General features: G+C 49.3%; 21 protein-coding genes, 7 tRNA genes and 1 rRNA gene. 27 read left to right on the forward strand and 2 right to left on the reverse strand.

The window, feature by feature from the left end; genetic code table 11:
- The 17 genes from rrf to KNP93_RS13160 form a co-directional block, all read left to right on the forward strand.
- Nucleotides 1–98, forward strand: a 5S ribosomal RNA gene (gene rrf, locus KNP93_RS13080); the annotation flags it as partial.
- A 16-nt stretch (nucleotides 99–114) separates the two neighbouring features.
- Nucleotides 115–189: transfer RNA gene (locus KNP93_RS13085), tRNA-Asn, on the forward strand.
- Nucleotides 190–191: 2 nt separating this feature from the next.
- A tRNA-Glu gene (locus KNP93_RS13090) sits at nucleotides 192–266 on the forward strand.
- 13 nt (nucleotides 267–279) lie between these two features.
- Nucleotides 280–352 (forward strand) — tRNA-Thr (locus tag KNP93_RS13095).
- 34 nt (nucleotides 353–386) lie between these two features.
- Nucleotides 387–470 (forward strand) — tRNA-Tyr (locus KNP93_RS13100).
- 4 nt (nucleotides 471–474) lie between these two features.
- Nucleotides 475–547, forward strand: a tRNA-Lys gene (locus KNP93_RS13105).
- Nucleotides 548–553: 6 nt separating this feature from the next.
- Nucleotides 554–625: transfer RNA gene (locus tag KNP93_RS13110), tRNA-Gly, on the forward strand.
- A 12-nt stretch (nucleotides 626–637) separates the two neighbouring features.
- A tRNA-Ala gene (locus tag KNP93_RS13115) sits at nucleotides 638–713 on the forward strand.
- Between the two features lie 221 nt (nucleotides 714–934).
- Nucleotides 935–1,843 (forward strand): arginase, encoded by a 909-nt coding sequence (gene rocF / locus KNP93_RS13120; protein ID WP_214855681.1) that lies wholly within the window; start codon nucleotides 935–937, stop codon nucleotides 1,841–1,843.
- 125 nt (nucleotides 1,844–1,968) lie between these two features.
- Nucleotides 1,969–2,532, forward strand: coding sequence for an RNA polymerase sigma factor SigW (gene sigW / locus KNP93_RS13125; RefSeq protein WP_026829608.1), 564 nt, complete (start codon nucleotides 1,969–1,971; stop codon nucleotides 2,530–2,532).
- Between the two features lie 21 nt (nucleotides 2,533–2,553).
- On the forward strand, nucleotides 2,554–3,168 hold the full coding sequence (locus KNP93_RS13130) for an anti-sigma factor (RefSeq protein ID WP_114597232.1): 615 nt from the start codon (nucleotides 2,554–2,556) through the stop codon (nucleotides 3,166–3,168).
- A gap of 80 nt (nucleotides 3,169–3,248) precedes the next feature.
- Entirely contained in the window at nucleotides 3,249–4,109 is an 861-nt protein-coding gene (gene cdaA, locus KNP93_RS13135) for a diadenylate cyclase CdaA (protein WP_371819932.1), read from the forward strand.
- On the forward strand, nucleotides 4,109–5,395 hold the full coding sequence (locus tag KNP93_RS13140; RefSeq protein WP_214855683.1) for a CdaR family protein: 1,287 nt from the start codon (nucleotides 4,109–4,111) through the stop codon (nucleotides 5,393–5,395). The genes cdaA and KNP93_RS13140 overlap by 1 nt, the downstream gene beginning before the upstream one ends.
- Nucleotides 5,396–5,424: 29 nt before the next feature.
- The gene (gene glmM, locus KNP93_RS13145) at nucleotides 5,425–6,780 is read left to right on the forward strand and encodes a phosphoglucosamine mutase (RefSeq protein WP_214855685.1); all 1,356 of its coding nucleotides are present in this window, start codon (nucleotides 5,425–5,427) and stop codon (nucleotides 6,778–6,780) included.
- Between the two features lie 611 nt (nucleotides 6,781–7,391).
- Nucleotides 7,392–9,188 carry a glutamine--fructose-6-phosphate transaminase (isomerizing) gene (gene glmS, locus KNP93_RS13150; RefSeq protein ID WP_214721797.1) on the forward strand — a complete coding sequence of 599 codons (1,797 nt, stop codon included), beginning with the start codon at nucleotides 7,392–7,394 and terminating at the stop codon, nucleotides 9,186–9,188.
- A 337-nt stretch (nucleotides 9,189–9,525) separates the two neighbouring features.
- Entirely contained in the window at nucleotides 9,526–9,867 is a 342-nt protein-coding gene (locus KNP93_RS15715) for a hypothetical protein (protein WP_235188900.1), read from the forward strand.
- A gap of 61 nt (nucleotides 9,868–9,928) precedes the next feature.
- Entirely contained in the window at nucleotides 9,929–10,528 is a 600-nt protein-coding gene (locus tag KNP93_RS13160) for a short chain dehydrogenase (RefSeq protein ID WP_214855687.1), read from the forward strand.
- 45 nt (nucleotides 10,529–10,573) lie between these two features.
- Here KNP93_RS13160 and KNP93_RS13165 read toward each other — a convergent pair whose 3' ends face one another.
- Nucleotides 10,574–10,756 (reverse strand): hypothetical protein, encoded by a 183-nt coding sequence (locus KNP93_RS13165; protein WP_214855688.1) that lies wholly within the window; start codon nucleotides 10,754–10,756, stop codon nucleotides 10,574–10,576.
- A 144-nt stretch (nucleotides 10,757–10,900) separates the two neighbouring features.
- Between KNP93_RS13165 and KNP93_RS13170 the strand changes: the two genes are divergently transcribed.
- The 4 genes from KNP93_RS13170 to KNP93_RS13185 all read left to right on the forward strand — a co-directional run bounded on the left by KNP93_RS13170 (nucleotide 10,901) and on the right by KNP93_RS13185 (nucleotide 13,908).
- Nucleotides 10,901–11,461 carry an isochorismatase family protein gene (locus tag KNP93_RS13170; protein WP_214855690.1) on the forward strand — a complete coding sequence of 187 codons (561 nt, stop codon included), beginning with the start codon at nucleotides 10,901–10,903 and terminating at the stop codon, nucleotides 11,459–11,461.
- Nucleotides 11,462–11,474: 13 nt separating this feature from the next.
- Nucleotides 11,475–11,957: a GNAT family N-acetyltransferase gene (locus KNP93_RS13175; RefSeq protein WP_251138824.1), complete on the forward strand. Its 483-nt coding sequence runs from the start codon at nucleotides 11,475–11,477 to the stop codon at nucleotides 11,955–11,957.
- Nucleotides 11,954–12,850, forward strand: coding sequence for a phosphotransferase enzyme family protein (locus KNP93_RS13180; protein ID WP_214855692.1), 897 nt, complete (start codon nucleotides 11,954–11,956; stop codon nucleotides 12,848–12,850). Before KNP93_RS13175 ends, KNP93_RS13180 begins: the two co-directional genes overlap by 4 nt.
- Nucleotides 12,851–12,915: 65 nt before the next feature.
- Entirely contained in the window at nucleotides 12,916–13,908 is a 993-nt protein-coding gene (locus tag KNP93_RS13185; RefSeq protein WP_026829596.1) for an NAD(P)/FAD-dependent oxidoreductase, read from the forward strand.
- Between the two features lie 48 nt (nucleotides 13,909–13,956).
- Here the strand turns inward: KNP93_RS13185 and KNP93_RS13190 are convergent, their stop codons facing one another.
- A complete protein-coding gene (locus KNP93_RS13190) occupies nucleotides 13,957–14,310 on the reverse strand; it encodes a winged helix-turn-helix transcriptional regulator (protein WP_214855695.1) in 354 nt (117 codons plus the stop codon).
- Nucleotides 14,311–14,436: 126 nt separating this feature from the next.
- Between KNP93_RS13190 and KNP93_RS13195 the strand changes: the two genes are divergently transcribed.
- The 6 genes from KNP93_RS13195 to KNP93_RS13220 all read left to right on the forward strand — a co-directional run bounded on the left by KNP93_RS13195 (nucleotide 14,437) and on the right by KNP93_RS13220 (nucleotide 18,438).
- Complete coding sequence (locus tag KNP93_RS13195; RefSeq protein WP_214855698.1) at nucleotides 14,437–15,294, forward strand: SDR family oxidoreductase; 858 nt, start codon at nucleotides 14,437–14,439, stop codon at nucleotides 15,292–15,294.
- Nucleotides 15,295–15,367: 73 nt separating this feature from the next.
- Nucleotides 15,368–16,219: a PPK2 family polyphosphate kinase gene (locus KNP93_RS13200; protein WP_214855701.1), complete on the forward strand. Its 852-nt coding sequence runs from the start codon at nucleotides 15,368–15,370 to the stop codon at nucleotides 16,217–16,219.
- A gap of 152 nt (nucleotides 16,220–16,371) precedes the next feature.
- Entirely contained in the window at nucleotides 16,372–16,710 is a 339-nt protein-coding gene (locus KNP93_RS13205) for a zinc ribbon domain-containing protein YjdM (protein WP_214855704.1), read from the forward strand.
- A 138-nt stretch (nucleotides 16,711–16,848) separates the two neighbouring features.
- Nucleotides 16,849–17,274 (forward strand): DMT family transporter, encoded by a 426-nt coding sequence (locus tag KNP93_RS13210; RefSeq protein ID WP_026829591.1) that lies wholly within the window; start codon nucleotides 16,849–16,851, stop codon nucleotides 17,272–17,274.
- A gap of 12 nt (nucleotides 17,275–17,286) precedes the next feature.
- A complete protein-coding gene (locus KNP93_RS13215) occupies nucleotides 17,287–17,955 on the forward strand; it encodes a Crp/Fnr family transcriptional regulator (protein ID WP_026834263.1) in 669 nt (222 codons plus the stop codon).
- A 12-nt stretch (nucleotides 17,956–17,967) separates the two neighbouring features.
- Nucleotides 17,968–18,438, forward strand: a complete 471-nt coding sequence (locus KNP93_RS13220; RefSeq protein ID WP_119923827.1) for a DMT family transporter — start codon at nucleotides 17,968–17,970, stop codon at nucleotides 18,436–18,438.

Genomic DNA, 18,438 nt, shown 5'->3' on the forward strand with positions numbered 1-18,438 from the left:
GTGGTCACACCCGTTCCCATGCCGAACACGGAAGTTAAGCACTTGAACGCCGAAAGTAGTTGGGGGCTTCCCCCTGTGAGGATAGGACGTTGCCAGGCAATTCTTTTTATTTATTCCGCAATAGCTCAGTGGTAGAGCAACCGGCTGTTAACCGGTAGGTCGTAGGTTCAAATCCTACTTGCGGAGCCAATGGCCCGTTGGTCAAGCGGTTAAGACACCGCCCTTTCACGGCGGTATCACGGGTTCGATTCCCGTACGGGTCACCATTTTTATTTTTTTGCCGGTGTAGCTCAGCTGGTAGAGCAACTGACTTGTAATCAGTAGGTCGCGGGTTCGACTCCTGTTGCCGGCACTGTTTTTTTAATTGTATAGTTCCTAGACAAACTGGGGGGGTAGCGAAGTGGCTAAACGCGGCGGACTGTAAATCCGCTCCCTCGGGTTCGGCGGTTCGAATCCGCCCCCCCCCACCATGTCGAGCCATTAGCTCAGTTGGTAGAGCATCTGACTTTTAATCAGAGGGTCGCAGGTTCGAATCCTGCATGGCTCATATTTTGCGGAAGTAGTTCAGTGGTAGAATACGACCTTGCCAAGGTCGGGGTCGCGGGTTCGAATCCCGTCTTCCGCTTTTTATGTTTTTGGGGCCTTAGCTCAGCTGGGAGAGCGCCTGCCTTGCACGCAGGAGGTCAGCGGTTCGATCCCGCTAGGCTCCACCAAATTTTGCTTAAAGATCTTAAGCGAGTTTCGTTCGTCTTAAGTTTTTTTATACTTGAAATGCCTGCAATTCATGTACGTACGCGAAAGCACTGTGAGAAACTCTCACAGTGCTTTTTTGTCGTCTGATCTTGTATAATCATGCGTCATCGTGTTGAGTTGAACCACCGTATTGTTACCGCTTACAATTAAGGCAACTTACTAAGTAAAGGGGAACACGTCGATGAACATTGCATATATCAGCGTACCGTATCGTTATGGTCAAGGAAAACCGGGGACAGAGCAAGGACCAGCTGCTGTTGAACAAGCAGGACTACTCGAAACATTGGCAGTACACGGACAAGAAGCAGTTCGCTATGGGGAAGCGGCTGTTTTGCCTGAAGATGCTGTCCGGGAAGAAGATCCGCAGCTGAAACGTCTGGAAGGCGTTGTCCATACGACAAACGATTTGCACTTACTTGTACGTGAGGCGCTGACAGAGCAACGTTTTCCGTTACTCGTCGGAGGGGATCACAGCATGGCAATCGGAACGATCGCCGGTCTGCGGCAAGTCGTACCGCGTCTCGGTGTCATCTGGTTTGATGCACACGGGGACTTGAATACACCTGAGACTTCTCCATCTGGTAACATTCATGGAATGCCGCTTGCTGTCGCGTTAGGGGAAGGACATCAGCGGTTAACGGAGATCGGCGGCAGTGAGGTCAAACTGCAACCGGAACACCTCGTCTTTATCGGTTTACGCGATGTGGATGCAGGAGAACAGGAATTGATTGACCGTCTTGGTATTCGTGTCTATGATATGGAAGCGATTCGGACACGCGGGATGGATGCCATCATGGAAGAAGCAGTTGCCTATTTAAAAGAAACCACGGATGCGTTTTATCTCAGTTTCGACATGGACGGGCTCGATCCAAGCCTTGTCGAAGGAACCGGGACACGGGTCGCAGACGGAATTATGCTCGACGATGCGCAGACGGTCCTACGTCATTGTGCAGAGCAGGACGAGTTCATCGCGGCAGAATTCGTAGAAGTGAATCCATTGCTCGAAGAAGGAAACGGGACAGCGATTCTTGCAAATGAGTTGATTGGAAACTTGCTCCAGTATATGCGGACCCATCGTTTAGTAAAATAATGGATAGAACTTGAACTCTTTTCGTCAGGGTTCAAGTTTTTTTTGTTACAATTCAAATTGAGATGAAACATTTGTTGGTCGACTCCGTATAAGAGATTGACCGCATAGAGCGGGGGGTATTTAAAGTGGAAGAAACAACACTACGCTTGATTGAGCGAGTGAAGCAGGGAGACCGTGATGCATTCGCGGCACTTGTTGATCTATATAAAGAAGGGGCTTTTTTAGTCGCCTTCCGTGTCTTACGGGATCGAATGGAAGCAGAAGATGCTACACAAGAAGCCTTCATCCGCGTCTTTACAAAAATTGAATCGTATAATGCCCAGTGGAAGTTCCGGACTTGGTTATATCGGATCGTGACGAATGTTTCGATTGACCGGCTCCGTAAGAAACGTCCGGATTATTCCCTTGACGCTGAGATGTCAGGGACTGAAGGACTAACGTTGTATTCCCAGCTCGAAAGCAAGGATCAGTTGCCGGAGGATCAAGTCATTGATTCGGAACAACGACAAGATGTGGGAGAGGCGATCGCCGGCTTGCCGGAAAAATACCGGGTTCCACTTGTTTTGAAATACATTGAAGATCTTTCACTCAAAGAAATCAGTGAGATGATTGATTTACCCGTCGCTACAGTTAAAACCAGAATTCATCGGGGACGCGAAGCGCTGAAAAAGCATTTCGGCAAACGATGAGATGAGAAGGAGGCACTCACCATGACACGAGAAAAAGTGTATGAACGGATACAGGATTATTTAGACCAAAACCAACCTCCAGAAGACTTCAAACGACTTGAAGCGGAGTTACGGGAAGCGAATGCGATGGACGAGTTCGAAGAGTATCGGCTCCTCGATGCAGAGTTACGCGCGCTTTCAGCACCCAAGCTTTCGGCGGATTTTACATCCCGCGTGCTGGCACAATTGCCCGAACAGGTGGACCAACCGAATGTGACTCCGCTTAGGAAAACATCCCGTTTTGGCGGGAAAATGAAGCAGTACCCGTTGCTTGCTGCAGCTTCGATTTTCATGTTACTGTCTGTCGGCAGTCTTGGCGGCTACCTGACACAGGAAGAACATGACTTATCGTATACGAATGTACCGGGAATCGTGGCAGAGAACGGCGAAGTCGTTGTACCGGAAGGCGTTACCGTCAACCAGGATCTTTATGTCGAAGGCGGAAATGTCCGGATTGAAGGCAAGGTCAACGGAGACGTGATGACCGTCGACGGAAAAGCATATACCGCGAGTGCCGGGAACGTCACAGGCGAAATCAAACAAATTGATCAACTCTTTGAACGTGTCTGGTACGGAATTAAACGAATCTTTGAATGAGTCAAGTGGGACGAGTCTAACTCGTCCCTTTGTGCTATAATGAAAGCTGTTTAAATCAGATGAGATAGGGGGCACGGTTGGTGAATTACTTCAACTGGCAACCACTTCAATTTCAATTGTTGAAACTGGGAGAAAACGTACATTGGTACGATTATATTAATGATGTGATTGATATCGCGGTCGTGACATTCGTCATTTACCGTCTGATGATCATTGTCAAAGGCACAAAGGCAGTTCAATTGATCAAAGGGATTTCGGTCATTTTGATCAGCTGGTTCTTAAGCGGATTCTTCGGACTGAAGACGTTACAATTTCTGCTGAACCAAATCATCACGTACGGTCTGCTCGGGATTATCATCATTTTCCAGCCAGAATTACGCCGGGGGCTGGAACATCTCGGTCGAACGAGTAAATTCTTTTCGCGGAGCGCCATCAGTGACGAAGATGAACAAGTCCGGATCGTCGATGCGCTCGTGACATCTGCTCAATACATGTCCAAACGCCGGATTGGAGCACTCGTTACGATTGAGCGGGAAACGGGTCTCAGTGAATATGTTGAGACGGGCATTCCGCTCGGATCACAAATTACGAGCCAGTTATTGATCAATCTTTTTATTCCGAATACACCACTGCATGATGGAGCGGTCATCGTCCAACAAGGGAAACTGGCAGCTGCTGCTTGTTACCTGCCGCTTTCTGAGAGTGCACATATCTCAAAGGATCTCGGGACGCGTCACCGGGCAGCAATCGGTGTCAGCGAAGTGACGGACAGCGTCACACTGGTTGTATCGGAAGAAACAGGTGGTGTTTCCCTTGCCATCAATGGTCGTTTGTACCGGGAGCTTGATGAAGCATCACTCCGGGCGAAGTTACTGGAGACGATTGTCAAAGCCGAACCGACGAATACTTCCTTCTTGAATTGGATGGGGGCGAAAAAATAATGTTCGAAAAATGGTTCAATGAACGCTGGTTTCTCCGCATCGTTGCGGTTTTGCTTGCCGTCATGCTCTACCTGATGGTGGCAGGAACCAATTCGACCGTCAAAAGTGATGCGGCGAGCCTGTTACCGATTGCCGGTCAAGGCTCAGCAAAGTTTGACGTACCGGTATCAGTCAATTATGATGAAACGCAGTGGGTCGCCTATAATATTCCAAAAACCATCGAGACGACGGTTAAAGGACCATCGAGCAGTTTGACGATGCTTCGGCTCGTTAAAGACTTTGGTCTGTCGATTGACTTGACGGGGCTGGATCCAGGGTATCACCGCGTACGACTATCTGCCGACGGGTTTGGTAAAGATGTCGAAGTGACACCAAAACAGGAAACGATTGAAGTGTTCCTTGATAAAAAAGTCACGAAAGAAGTTCCTGTTCAAGTGGCGTTGCTGAACAAAAATAAAATCGCAGAAGGTTATGTTGTCGGTGAAGCACAGCCGACCCGTCAAACGGTCTCCGTGACCGGCGGGGCAGAAAAACTTCAGGCGATCACAGCAATCCAAGTTCCGATCGATGTGACGGGCCGGGCTGAGACGTTTACGGAGTCCTTTAACGTCAAGGCAACGGATGCGAACGGAAATGCCATCAGTGCTACTTATGATCCGGAACAACTGGAAGTCACAGTTCCAGTCTATAAAGAAAGTAAAACCGTTCCGATTAACGTCGAAACCAAAGATACTGTCAAGAAAGGCTACAAAGTCGTCAAGATTGTTCCCGTTACGACAGAAGCCCGATTGTATGGAACAAAAGAAGAGTTGTCGCGGATCGGTTCCGTTTCGACGGAACCCGTTTCCTTAAAAGGATTAACGAAGACGGTCGATCGGACGATCAAACTGATTGAGCCTGACAACGTGACAGCAATGGAACCAACTTCGATTACAGTCAGCATCGTCGTCGAGAAGGAAAATGCCAAAGCGACGACAGAAACTGTCGAGGATCGGGCCGAAAAAACAATTTCCGGTGTCACGGTAACGCTAAACGGATTTGATGAGTCGAAGTATACGATTGATTACGAACAAACGATTGATCTCGTCGTCCGTGGAAGTGAAGCGGATCTTGCATCGATTGATGCAACAGATATTAAAGCGGTCATTGATGTGACCGGCTTAAAAGAAGGTACACACGGCTTACCGATTTCTTATCAGACGTCAAAAGCGTTTGACGTTCTTCGTCCGGATCATATGGATATCACGCTCAAAGCGATTCCCCGGACATCGGTTCAAGCCAATTAAATCAACTTTGTGAAATGAGGAAATAGTATATGGGTAAGTATTTTGGAACTGACGGCGTTCGCGGCGTCGCAAACGTAGAATTGACACCTGAACTGGCATATCGTCTCGGTCGGACAGGCGGGTATGTCTTAACGAAACACGAAAGCACACGTCCGAAAGTATTAATCGGGCGCGATACACGTGTCTCTGGACAAATGCTTGAAAATGCCTTGATTGCCGGACTCCTGTCAATCGGAGCGGAAGTCATGCGTCTTGGTGTCATCTCGACACCGGGTGTCGCATACTTGACGAAGACGATGGATGCGACAGCAGGCGTCATGATTTCGGCGTCACATAATCCGGTCGAAGACAACGGAATCAAATTCTTCGGTTCAGACGGCTTCAAGCTCGATGATGCAACAGAACTTGAAATCGAAGGCTTGCTGGACGAAGCGGAAGATACGTTGCCGCGTCCGTCCGGTAAAGAGCTTGGATTCGTCCACGATTACTATGAAGGCGCACAAAAGTACCTTCACATGTTACGTCAGACATCAGATGAAGATTTCTCTGGTATCCATGTCGCCATCGACGGCGCGCACGGTGCAACATCAAGCCTCGCACCACGTCTGTTCGGTGATCTCGAAGCGGAAGTCTCGACAATCGGAACGACACCAAACGGTTTGAACATCAACGAAGGTGTCGGCTCGACGCACCCTGAACATTTAGCTGACTTCGTCCTTGAAAAAGGCGCAGACGTCGGTCTGTCATTTGACGGCGACGGCGACCGCTTAATCGCGATCGACGAGAACGGTAAAATCGTCGACGGCGATAAAATCATGTTCATCTGTGGGAAATACCTCAACGAGATCGGCCGCTTAAAAGACAACACGATCGTCGCGACCGTCATGAGTAACCTCGGTTTCCACAAGACGGTTGAAGAACACGGTATGACGGCTTTACAGACAGCAGTCGGTGACCGGTATGTCGTTGAAGAAATGCGTAAAAACAACTATACACTCGGCGGCGAACAGTCGGGTCATATCATCTTCATGGATTACTCCACAACAGGCGACGGCATGCTGTCAGGCGTCCAGCTCTTACAAATCATGAAGGCGACAGGCAAAAAGTTGTCGGAACTTGCAGCCGAAATGCCGATCTTCCCGCAACGTCTCGTCAATATCCGTGTTTCGGATAAAAACGGTGCAATGAACGGTCCGGCTGTTCAAGCCATTATTGCGGAAGTCGAAGCGGAAATGGCCGGCAACGGTCGGATCCTCGTCCGCGCATCAGGAACAGAACCACTTGTCCGTGTCATGGCGGAAGCGCCGACGCAAGAAGCGTGTGACATGTACGTTGAGCGGATTGCGAACGTTGTCCGTGAAAATTACGCATTACAAGAAAACTGAGTAAATCGGAGGGGCGGATGAATATCCGCTCCTTTTTTTGTTGGACGGATTGTCAGGGGGGCTCTGTCGAAATGCTTGTTTTCCCGCGCTTTTCTCAGGCGGAACGCAAGCTAGCTGTCGTCTCTCGACAACCGGGTCTTGCCTGTTCCTGGTGGTCCTGTAGAAGTCGCATGAAAAATGCATTCCTGTTTCACATGATAAAGAAGCATCATCAAACGGACACAAGACAAAAAGCAAAAGTAGAGCAAAAAATAAATAAAGAGTTTTTTACAAAATCTAGGTATTAGAGGTATCGTTTAGAAAAATATCGGGAATAGTTACAAATACGTTACCTTTCTTGCTTTTTCTAAATAAAGTTCGTATGATTGTAAAGTCGGACAGAAACGGGGTCGGACAGAAATGAAAGCGCCAGGGCTGACTATGTGATAGGCAGCTGACGAGGTGGAGGTTTATCGAATCATTCGGCGGATGCCTCCCGGTACCATGTCAGTACCGAAAACCCATCTGAAATCGTTTAAGTGATTAGACGGACAAACAGATGCGTCATGACAACTCTCGACAAGAGCCGTTTCCTCTTCAGGGAAATACTTGTAAATGGGAGAGAATGTATTATGTGCGGTATCGTAGGTATGATCGGACAGGTTAACACAAAGGAAATTTTATTAAAGGGACTCGAAAAACTCGAGTACCGCGGTTATGATTCGGCTGGTCTTGCGTTCGTCAACGACGGCGTTCAAGTCCATAAAGAAGTCGGCCGGATTGCTGCGCTACGCGAAGTTGTTCCTGCAGAAGCAGACGGTCTTGTTGGAATTGGTCACACACGTTGGGCGACACACGGTGTCCCAAGTGTACCGAATGCCCACCCACACCAAAGTGCTTCATCACGTTTCACACTCGTGCATAACGGTGTCATCGAAAACGATGAGCAGTTAAAAGCAGAACTCAATGTTGATTTACTCAGCGACACGGATACAGAAGTTATCGTGCAGATGATCGAAAAGAACTTTGCCGCAACAGGTGACGTGACAGAAGCATTCCGTCAAACACTTCGTGTGCTTCACGGTTCGTATGCACTCGCTTTAATCGATGCCGAGAACCCGGATGTCTTGTACGTCGCAAAAAATAAATCACCACTTCTTGTAGGTCTCGGTGACGGTACGTTCAACGTTGTTGCGTCTGACGCAATGGCTATGCTTCAAGTAACGGATCAATTCGTTGAGTTGCATGACGGCGAAATGATCATCTTGACGCGTGACAGTGTCACAATCCAAGATTTAGACGGAAACGTCAAAGAGCGTGACGCGTATACAGCGGAAATCGATGCATCAGATATCGAAAAAGGCACGTACGCGCACTATATGCTCAAAGAAATGGACGAGCAGCCGGCTGTTATCCGGAATATCGTTCAGAAATACCAAAACGAGTCAGGTGAAATCACACTCGATCAGTCAGTCCGTGATTTAGTCCTCGGACGTGATCGTGTCTACATCATCGGTTGCGGAACAAGCTACCATGCAGGATTGATCGGAAAACAATTGATCGAACAAATCGCGGGTATCCCGACAGAAGTCCACATTTCGTCTGAGTTCGGCTACAACATGCCGCTCTTGACTGAGAAACCACTGTTCCTCTTCCTTTCACAATCAGGTGAAACAGCGGACAGCCGTGCAGTTCTCGTCGAAGCGAAAAAACTCGGTCACCCGGCACTGACAATTACGAACGTTGCAGGATCAACGTTATCGCGTGAAGCAAACGCAACGCTCTTGTTGCATGCAGGTCCTGAAATCGCCGTGGCGTCAACAAAAGCGTATACAGCACAAATCGCTGTTCTCGCAGTCCTTGCGTTTGACCTTGCTCAAGCAAAAGGTGTCGACGTGAACTTCGATCTCATGAAAGAACTCGGAAAAATCTCAAGCGCAATGGAGTCCGTCATGTCACAAAAAGAACGGTTCCAGGAAATCGCTTCAGAATACTTGTCTGAATCACGCAATGCGTTCTTCATCGGTCGTGGTCAAGATGCGTATGTCGGAATGGAAGGGGCTCTCAAGCTCAAAGAAATTTCGTACATCCAAGCAGAAGGTTATGCCGGTGGCGAATTGAAACACGGTCCAATCGCTTTGATCGAAGACAACACACCGGTCATCGCCCTCGTGACACAACCACACGTTCACCTCAACAACCGAGGCAACGTCAAGGAAGTCGTCGCACGTGGCGCGAACGCGTGTGTCATCGCAGCAGAAGGTCTCGAATTGCCGACGGATGCATTCGTCATCCCGGCAGTCGAGCCGCTCCTGTCACCACTCTTGTCTGTCTTACCGCTTCAGTTGATCTCGTACTATGCGGCACTTGGCCGTGATTGCGACGTCGACAAGCCACGTAACTTGGCGAAATCGGTAACGGTCGAGTAATTAAATAATTTTTAACCCTTTCAGATCCGAATATCTGAAAGGGTATTTTTTATATGGAACATTTTTTTAACGAAGGAGAAGATGAATAATGTTTAATTTCTGTCTACATACTAAGAAATCAGTATGGGTTCAGGCTTTTCCCGAGTCCTATGCGAAAGACGTTGAGACCGTAATACGGCTTCTACCGCTAAGGTTTTCCAAGCCGGTAAGCTGGGGGACGATTGATGTCACGTTTTTCGAGGAACCATTGATTCTTCCGTCCCGACTGTACTTAAATGAAGTAAAAGAAGAAAAAATTCAAAACCTAACTGATCGTCAACGGTGGATACTGTACTGCATGTACACCCGTCACCATGACGGATACATCCGTGAAAAGTATGTTCGTCGGCTGGAACAGGAACAAGCAAAAACGGACTGGGTACTGCTTTATTTAATTGAACTGACGGGAGAATATGTCTACGAGATTCTCGAACGGATTGAACCGATGTTACAGACTTGGTCCGAAGAACAGCTGAAAACTTTTGCCGCAGCAAACGACCGTTATCTGCAACGAATTGAACGACGCATCATCAGCTATTGGGATATATATCAAAGGACGACCTATCCGGTGTTATGGGATTCGACCTATGTCGGCTTTCGGATTGCTCAGTTCTACCGCACGTATCGTGCTAATTCTTGAAAAAAACTTCCGGTTTGCGGTAGGCTGAACACGTAATCCAGATCAGAAGGGGGATAAACAGATGAGAATTTTAGTAGTTGGGGCAAGTGGAACAATCGGTCAAGCGGTCGTCACGCAATTAGGGGAGCGGCATGAGATTATTCAGGCCGGACGAACAGGTTTGGATGTTCAAGTCGACATCACGTCGGAAGCCAGCATACGTTCAATGTACGAAGCGGTCGGTCCGGTCGATGCCGTCGTCAGTGCGACCGGCGGGGCACACTTTGGACCATTGACGGATTTGACACCGGCGTTAAACCAGATCGGAATCGACAGTAAGTTGAAGGGGCAGGTCAATCTCGTCCTGCTTGGTTTGGAGACGGTTCGGGACGGGGGCAGCTTTACGTTGACGACCGGTATCATGATGGACGATCCGATTCGGCAAGGCGCGTCCGCTGCTCTTGCGAACGGCGGGGTCAAAGCGTTTGTTCATGCCGCGGCGATTGAGATGCCACGGAGGATTCGAATCAACAGTGTCAGTCCAAACGTGTTGATTGAGTCACTCGAGAAGTATGGACCATTTTTCCGTGGTTTCGAAGCGGTTCCGGCATCGCGTGTCGCGACAGCATTTGAGAAAAGCATCGAAGGGTCACAGACCGGGCAAAACTACGAAGTCTATTGAATGAAACAAGACCGTTCACTTGAATCAAGTGGACGGTCTTGTTTTTCAGCTCATCAAAGATTGCAAATAAAAAATATTTATCAGGACCAGTGAAATCAAGAAGCAGATAAAGAGATTATTAAAAAAGACATGTCGTGTCATCTCACGGTTCATGATCATCTTGTCGAGAAACAGATTCACAGCCAAGACGATGATGAATGTCAGAAAAAAGAGCGATAACAATTCCATACATCACATCCTTTCCGTCGTCTTATTCAACGCATCAAGCCGATCAAAAGTTTCGTAAAGACTTGAAATTTCTTATGAAAAACAGGATTTTCCAGTAGGGAAGGGAAAGAAGAAAGTAAAGAAACCAAAAGGAGGTACATTCAGATGCGACAAGCGGTACTCGTCATCGATTTTCAACAGGATCTTGTCGAAGGGACACCCGAAGAGTCCGGTGTTTATGCGAAGGAATCTGTCATCGGAGTCATCAATCAAGTGGTGCAAGAAGCGCGCGATCATGATCATACGATTGTCTTCATCCGGGATCTTGATGTCGCGAATGGAGAAGGAGCCGGCTTTGCGGTGCACTCCTCGATTCAGATTCCGGATCAGGCGGTCACGTTCGACAAAGCCGCAACCAATTCGTTTCATGGCACGCCATTGCTCAGTCATTTGAAAGAGCAACAGGTCGGACATGTCGTCATCCTCGGCTGTAAGACGGAGCACTGTATCGATACGGCTGTCCGCAGTGCAACCGTCAACGGATTTGATGTGACACTCGTTGCTGACGGACATACGACGAACGGTTCCGATGTCTTATCGGCAGAGCAGATGATTGCCCATCACAATCAAGTCTTGCACGGACACTACAATGTCGAACATTTTGCGGTTGTCCGTCTCTCGACGGAGAAGTTGTTTGAACCTATCCACGATCACTATAGAACGTAAAAGGAGCGACCTCATGATTGAACTACGAAAAATGGAAGAAACGGATTATCCCGCCTACGCGACACTCGTCACCGATGAGCGGGTCATGCGCTATATCACAGAACATCCCTTAATCGAAACAGAAGCCAAACGACGGTTCGCGTCGATCATCGAGCAACAGCGGCATGACCGTCTCGGATCATACCTCGTCTATCAGGACGGAACATGGATTGGCATCGGTCATGTCACGCGGGATACACGGCAACCGTTTGAAGCGGAACTCGGCTACATGTTATTGCCGGAACAGTGGGGTCACGGTTACGGATCATTGCTCGCCAAACGGTTGCTCGAACTGGCAACGGAACACGAATTGACCGTCATCACGGCAACGATTGATCCGAATCATCTCGCGTCGCGAAAGATTTTGACGAATCTTGGATTTCACTCGACGTATGTTGGACCGATTGACGGGCTGCCTGGTGAAATTCTCGAAAAACGATTGGGGGAATCCTCATGACGCGGGAAGAGTGGATTCAATCGTTTGATCTCGACGTCGCGGATATCTTTTCCGTCACCGATTCATACAGTTCAGATGTCGACCGGTTAGTACTGAGCGACGGTCGGACCGTCTTTTTGAAACGGCCTTATACCGCTGACAAGTGGTATCGGGAACACGGATGGTTGACGTATTTAGCCGATCGTGTCGCCGTGCCGAAGATTCTTATGGAGGCGCGACCAACCAAACAGACGACGGGTGCGTTTGTACTCGAAGCACTTGCCGGTTCGACGATCGAAACAGTGACACCGGCACTGGCTTCGCAAATCGGACAGTTGCATGCAACACTCCACACGTGTACAAGCGATACTTACGGCGATTTTGCCGAGGATGGCTTCAGCGCGTTTACCTCACAGGACTGGCGTGTCTTCCGAAATGCGAAGATGACCTCATTTGAGCCGGCGATTCAACAGGTGTTGTCACCTGCCCTCTATCAAGCCGCCTTTACAGAATTGAAGCGGCGTGAACGTGAGTTACCGGAGCCCTCTCGACCTGTCGCCGTCCATTTGGACTTCCGGCTGGGTAACTTGCTCGCAGACGGGGGGAACCTCACTGGATTGATTGACTTTGAAACCTCACGTTTCGGAGCGACGGAGATCGACTTCACGAAACTCGATCGCGATGTCTTCCAGAGCGAATCCGGGTTACTTGACGCCTATCAACAAGGGTACGGACAAGTCAGGACACCGGAGCCGATTGAAGTCTACTTGCCGTATTATCGTCTGTTTGAAGCGCTGACGGGAATCGGTTGGTGTGTCCAGCGCGGACTGGAGCATCACCAACAGTTTTTCAATCACAACCATGCCCGTTTGTTGGTGGAACTGGAACGGACGAGCATATTCGAAGAACGTTAAAAGGCGTGGTTTGACAAGCGAACCGCTATACTTGTGGAAATGAAGCAAGTAGAGGGGGAATTTGGATGGAACAACAAAAACGGATTGGGATTATTGGTGGTGGGCTCGCCGGAATTTTTGCGGCACGTCAATTGGTGACGGAAGGTTATGCGGTCGAGGTCATCGAAAAAAGCCAAAGTGTCGGGGGACGGATGGCGACGAGACGGATCGACCAGGGAACAGCGGATCATGGGGCTGTCTTCTTTACGGTCCGGACGGACGAGTTAGCGCAGGAAGTCGACGAATGGCTGGAACAGGGACTAATCCGAAAATGGTTCGGGGATGACTTTCCCCGCTATATTGCGGTCAACGGGATGAATCAGCTGGTCCAATCGATTGCCCGTGGAATTCCGGTGCATCTAAATGAACAGGTCGAACGGATTGTGTCGGATGCACCCGGACTTCAAACCATCGCCTCTGAAGAAACACGGACGTATGATGCCATCCTGCTGACGGCACCGGTGCCACAAGCCTATGACTTACTGGAAGCATCTCCGTTGACGTTAGTTGAATCCGATCACGCCCGTCTCGGGAAAGTGACGTTTGAGCCGACGTTCGTCGGGTTGTTCGAGATTCAGGAAACACTCGAAATTGGTGAGGTCGGTCTACTTGACGAAGGTCTCGCAACCGGGATGTTGAAAATCGTCAACAATGCGCAAAAAGAAGTGTCGGCGACCCCGCTTCTGAGTGTCTATATGGCTGGGGACTGGAGTGAATCGTGGTATGACAAAGGGGAAGACGCGACGCTTGCGGAAATCGAACGGTTGTTGCAGGAGCAGCTCGGACCGGTCACGATTATCTCCCGCCAACTCAAACGTTGGCGGTATGCGCAGGCGCGCGACGTCTTCCGTACGCCTTATCTGAAGCTCGATCAACATCCGCTCTGGCTTGCGGGAGATGCCTTTCTCGATCCGAAAGATACGTCCGGACGGACACGGGTCGAGAGTGCCGTCATTTCCGGTCTGCGTGTTGCAGCGGCAATGGATGCGCACTTCAAAGCGGTCGTAACAGAACAATAAGCCGTGAAAAAGGGTGATTTCCAACAACGGAAGTCGCCCTTTTAAGTATCACGATTTGGATTCGGGTGGAAAATGGCGGTTGCTCCAAGTTGCCATCTGATCGAGGATCGGAAGAAAGCTGTATCCGGTGTCGGTTAAGGAATATTCGACTTTCGGCGGGACTTCCCGGTAGACTTTCCGGTCGATCATTTCGTCCGCTTCCAGTTCCCGTAATTGTCGTGTCAAAATGCCTTTTGAAATCCCCGGCAACAGGTGTTCGAGTTCGTGAAATCGTTTTGTTCCGGTACTGAGATGCCAAAGCAACACGATTTTCCACTTGCCGGCGATGATGTTCTGGGCTCGGGTAACAGGGCACGCCGTCCGCTGGGAAAGAGGGGAGTCAGTTGTCGAAGCTTGATTCATCGGGAATTCCTCCTATAGTTCGGTTTGTATGACCTGGTATCGAAAAAGTGCCTACTTCCTCATAGTGTATCACCTGTAATACAATTGGATACAGGTAGAAACTTATTAAAAAAGGAGCTTACGTCTATGAAATTAATGGTAACCGGGGCAACTGGAAAATTAGGAACCAAAATTGTAGAGCACCTCTTAACGAAAATTGCAGCAGAAGATCTGATTGTCAGCGTCCGCGATCCGAAAAAAGCATCGGATTTAGCATCGCGCGGTGTTGAAGTGCGTCATGGTGATTTTGATAAACCGGATACGCTGCAAGAAACGTTTGCGGGCGTCGACCGGCTCTTGCTCATCTCGACCGACGGCGAAGAAACGACGCGGATCCGTCAACATACGGCGGCTGTCCGGGCAGCTGAAGCAGCTGGAGTCGGCTTGATTGCCTATACGAGTATCGCCAACGCGGAAGCGAGTCAAAATTTCCTGGCCCGCACGCATCAGGTGACGGAACAGTTAATCCGCGATACGGGAATTCCGTTTTTGTTCTTCCGGAATAACTGGTACTTGGAGAACGAACAGTCGACGATCGAGGCGGTCCAAGCCGGACAAGACTGGTTGACGAGTGCCGGGAACGGTACAGTTGGTTGGGCGCTCCAGGAAGATTATGCCGAAGCGATCGCGACGGTCTTGGTTGATCCGAAGCCGACAAAATCAATTTATGAACTGTCAGGTCCTCTCCATACGCAACAAGAGATTGCAGAAGCACTCGGGCAAGTCCTCGGTCGCCCGGTGCATGTGAATCAGGTCGATGCTGTGACCTACACGGCAATCATGCAGCAAGCGGGAGTCCCGGAATTTTTACTGCCGATGTTACAGGCGATTCAAGAAGGGATTGCGGCTGGAACGCTGGCGGTTGAGAGTCAGGATTTTGAACACATTCTCGGTCGGCCACCGGTTTCATTGGAAGACGGCTTACGACAACTTGTTCAAAGATAAGTTCACCTGAACGTTTCTTTCTGAGGTACTTTGGGTAAATATCCCTTATGTACTTAAGTCGAGGGGGATTATCATGGACATCAAAAAATACCGTGTGACACCGGGTGAATCAATTCAGCTATCAGACTATCCGACGTCGGATGAAAACCGGATTGCAGAAGACGAGTTACTGGATCAGCACATTCCCAAAAGTGTCGAGGAATTAAAAGAATTGCATTGGCGTCTGCATGCCCAAGAAAAAAACGGAGTTCTCGTGATTTTACAGGCGATTGATGCCGGCGGAAAAGATGAAGCCATCAGTTACATCTTCTCGAATCTCAACGCCCAAGGGTTACGGACGCTTTCCGTCAAAAAACCTTCCGACACGGAGCAAAAGCATGACTATCTCTGGCGGATTCACGAAGGTTTGCCGGAAAAAGGCGAAGTCGGTATTTTGAACCGGTCGTATTACGAGGAAGTCATCGCACCACGGATTCATGACCTGCTCGAAGAAGAGGAAGTACCGGACGATCAAGATGTTTGGAAGATGCGTTACCGCCAAATCAATGATTTTGAACGGTATCTCGTCGAGAACGGTTTCCGCGTCGTCAAGTTTCTGTTTAACGTCTCAAAAGACGAGCAGAAAAAACGATTGCTTGAACGGATCAAAGATCCGAAGAAAAACTTTGAATTTTCGTTCAGTGATGTCGAAGAACGGGAGCATTGGGATGAGTATCAGGATATCTTTGCCGAGCTCGTTTCGCACACGTCAACGGAACACGCGCCGTGGCATGTCCTGCCGGCCGATGACGAATGGTTCACCCGTTACATCGTGACGGAAGTCATGAATGACGTCCTGCGTGAAATCGATCCGCAGTATCCGAAGCTGACGGACGAGGATCAGGAAAAACTCGATGAAGCGATTAAAAAGTTAGAAAATGAATAAGTGTGTGAACTGACGCAGCAGTCAGTTTTCAGATGACAACGGGAGACAGACTTTAACATCTGTCTCCTTTGTTGTGCGGAAAAACGGCTTTCTTTTGCAGAATCGCTGTTATAATCAAAGGGAAGAATCGATCAAATACTGGAGGAATCAGCATGAATGAATACCCGAACTGTCCGAACTGCGGCTCAGCGTATACATACGAAGACGGCAATGTATTGGTGTGCCCGGAATGTGCCCATGAATGGACGGCCGCCGATATGGCAGCGGCAGAAGAAGCCAACGTCATCCGAGATGCGAACGGTAATGTACTGAGCGACGGTGATACGATCACGGTCATCAAGGACTTAAAAGTGAAGGGCACGTCGCTTGTCGTCAAACAAGGGACACGCGTTAAAGGGATCCGTCTCGTCGACGGGGATCATGACATCGATTGCAAGATTGATGGACTCGGTGCGATGAAGTTGAAGTCGAAGTTCGTGAAGAAAATTTAACCTGTACCGCCTGTCTGACGACGAGGCGGTTTTTTCATGGGAAAAGATATAAGTTTCCTTTCAGGACAAATGTCCTTTATCATTCAGGGAGGCTTCGTTTAAATGGAAGTATGAAAATCAAGAAGAGGAGGGACAATGATGCGTGGCATTCTTTTTGCAATCAGCGGCGGTTTTTTTCTGACACTCCAAAGTGTCGCCAATGCACGAATCAGTAACAGCATCGGGACGTGGCAAGCAGCGACCTTGACTCAGATGACCGGTTTTGTCGTCGCCTTATTGATTACCCTGATCCTGCGTGACCGGACGTTCCGGCAGATGAAAGAGGTTAAGCTACTTTATTTATCCGGAGGAGCATTGGCCGCTGCCGTCTTATTCAGTAATATGACAGCCGTTCATTTGATGGGTGTGACGTTGACGATTTCTTTATTCCTGATTGCCCAGCTCGGCTTGGCATTGGTGATTGATTGGAACGGATGGTTCGGAATGATCAAGCGGCGGTTGCAGCTGCCGCAAGTAATCGGCATTTTAATGATGATCGGCGGCGTGCTGATCTTGAAATGGTAAGGGGGAAAGAACGTGGAACAAGCACAACTGGATGAGTACTTGGCGCGGTTTCAATTGACGGAAGTGTTTGCCGGCGGGTTGCGGGAGCATTTACAACCGGTTGCTTTTCAAGCCGGAGACTGGCTGTGTCGTCAAGGCGACGCGGCGGACCGGATGTACTTGTTGCTCGAGGGGAAGCTGAAGATTACCCATATGTCAGCGACCGGAAAACGGCTCGTCTTATCGTTTAAACATCCGTTTGATCTGGTCGGCGACATCGAATACGTCCGCCGGACCCCGTTGATGAATACGGTCGAAGCAGTCACACCGGTCAAAGCGGTCAGCATTTCCTATGCGGCACTGGAACAAAACGGAGCCGATAATCCGGCACTGCTCCGCTTTTTACTCGAGACGATTACGATGAAGTTTGAGCTGAAGTCGCATTCGATGAGCTTTAACCTGCTGTATCCGGTCGAAGTCCGACTCGCCAGTTACCTCTTGTCGATGACACCGGAAACACCGACGTTACCGGTCAGTGATCTCGTCGATGCGGCGGATTTAATCGGCACGAGTTACCGTCACCTGAACCGTGTCCTGCGACAGTTCAGTCAGGACGGCTTGATTGAACGGACAAACCGGACGATTACGATCGTGGACCGGGACGGCTTGACGGAACGGGTCGGCGAAAGTATCTATGAGTGAGGAGGAAAGAAGATGACACTTGGAATAGTTCTGGCTTTATTCGGCGGAATGATGGTCTGTATTCAGAATACCTTTAATGCCAAGGTCAAGGAACGGGTCGGCGCATGGGCGACGACGACGCTTGTCCTCGGACTCGGGTTTCTGGCCTCGCTGACGATCGGACTGCTTGTTGAAGGCGGCGGTCTTTTCTCAATGAGTGGGATGGAACCATGGTTTTGGTTCAGCGGCATCATCGGAGTCGGCGTCGTTTTGTGCGTAACGCAAGGGGTGCAACAGCTCGGACCGAGTTATGCGATTTCAATCGTCATGGTCTCGCAAATCCTGTTTGCCTTGCTGTGGGATACGCTCGGGTGGTTTGGTCTCGATCAAGTGGCATTTACGTGGACGAAAGCCGTCGGCGTTGTCCTAATTGGCGGCGGTGTTTTATTATTCCAACTCGGCGGCAAGTTAACCGAACGACGGATGTTACGAAAAGGAGCCTGA

Source organism: Exiguobacterium sp. s166 (assembly GCF_018618855.1).
Lineage (GTDB): Bacteria > Bacillota > Bacilli > Exiguobacteriales > Exiguobacteriaceae > Exiguobacterium_A.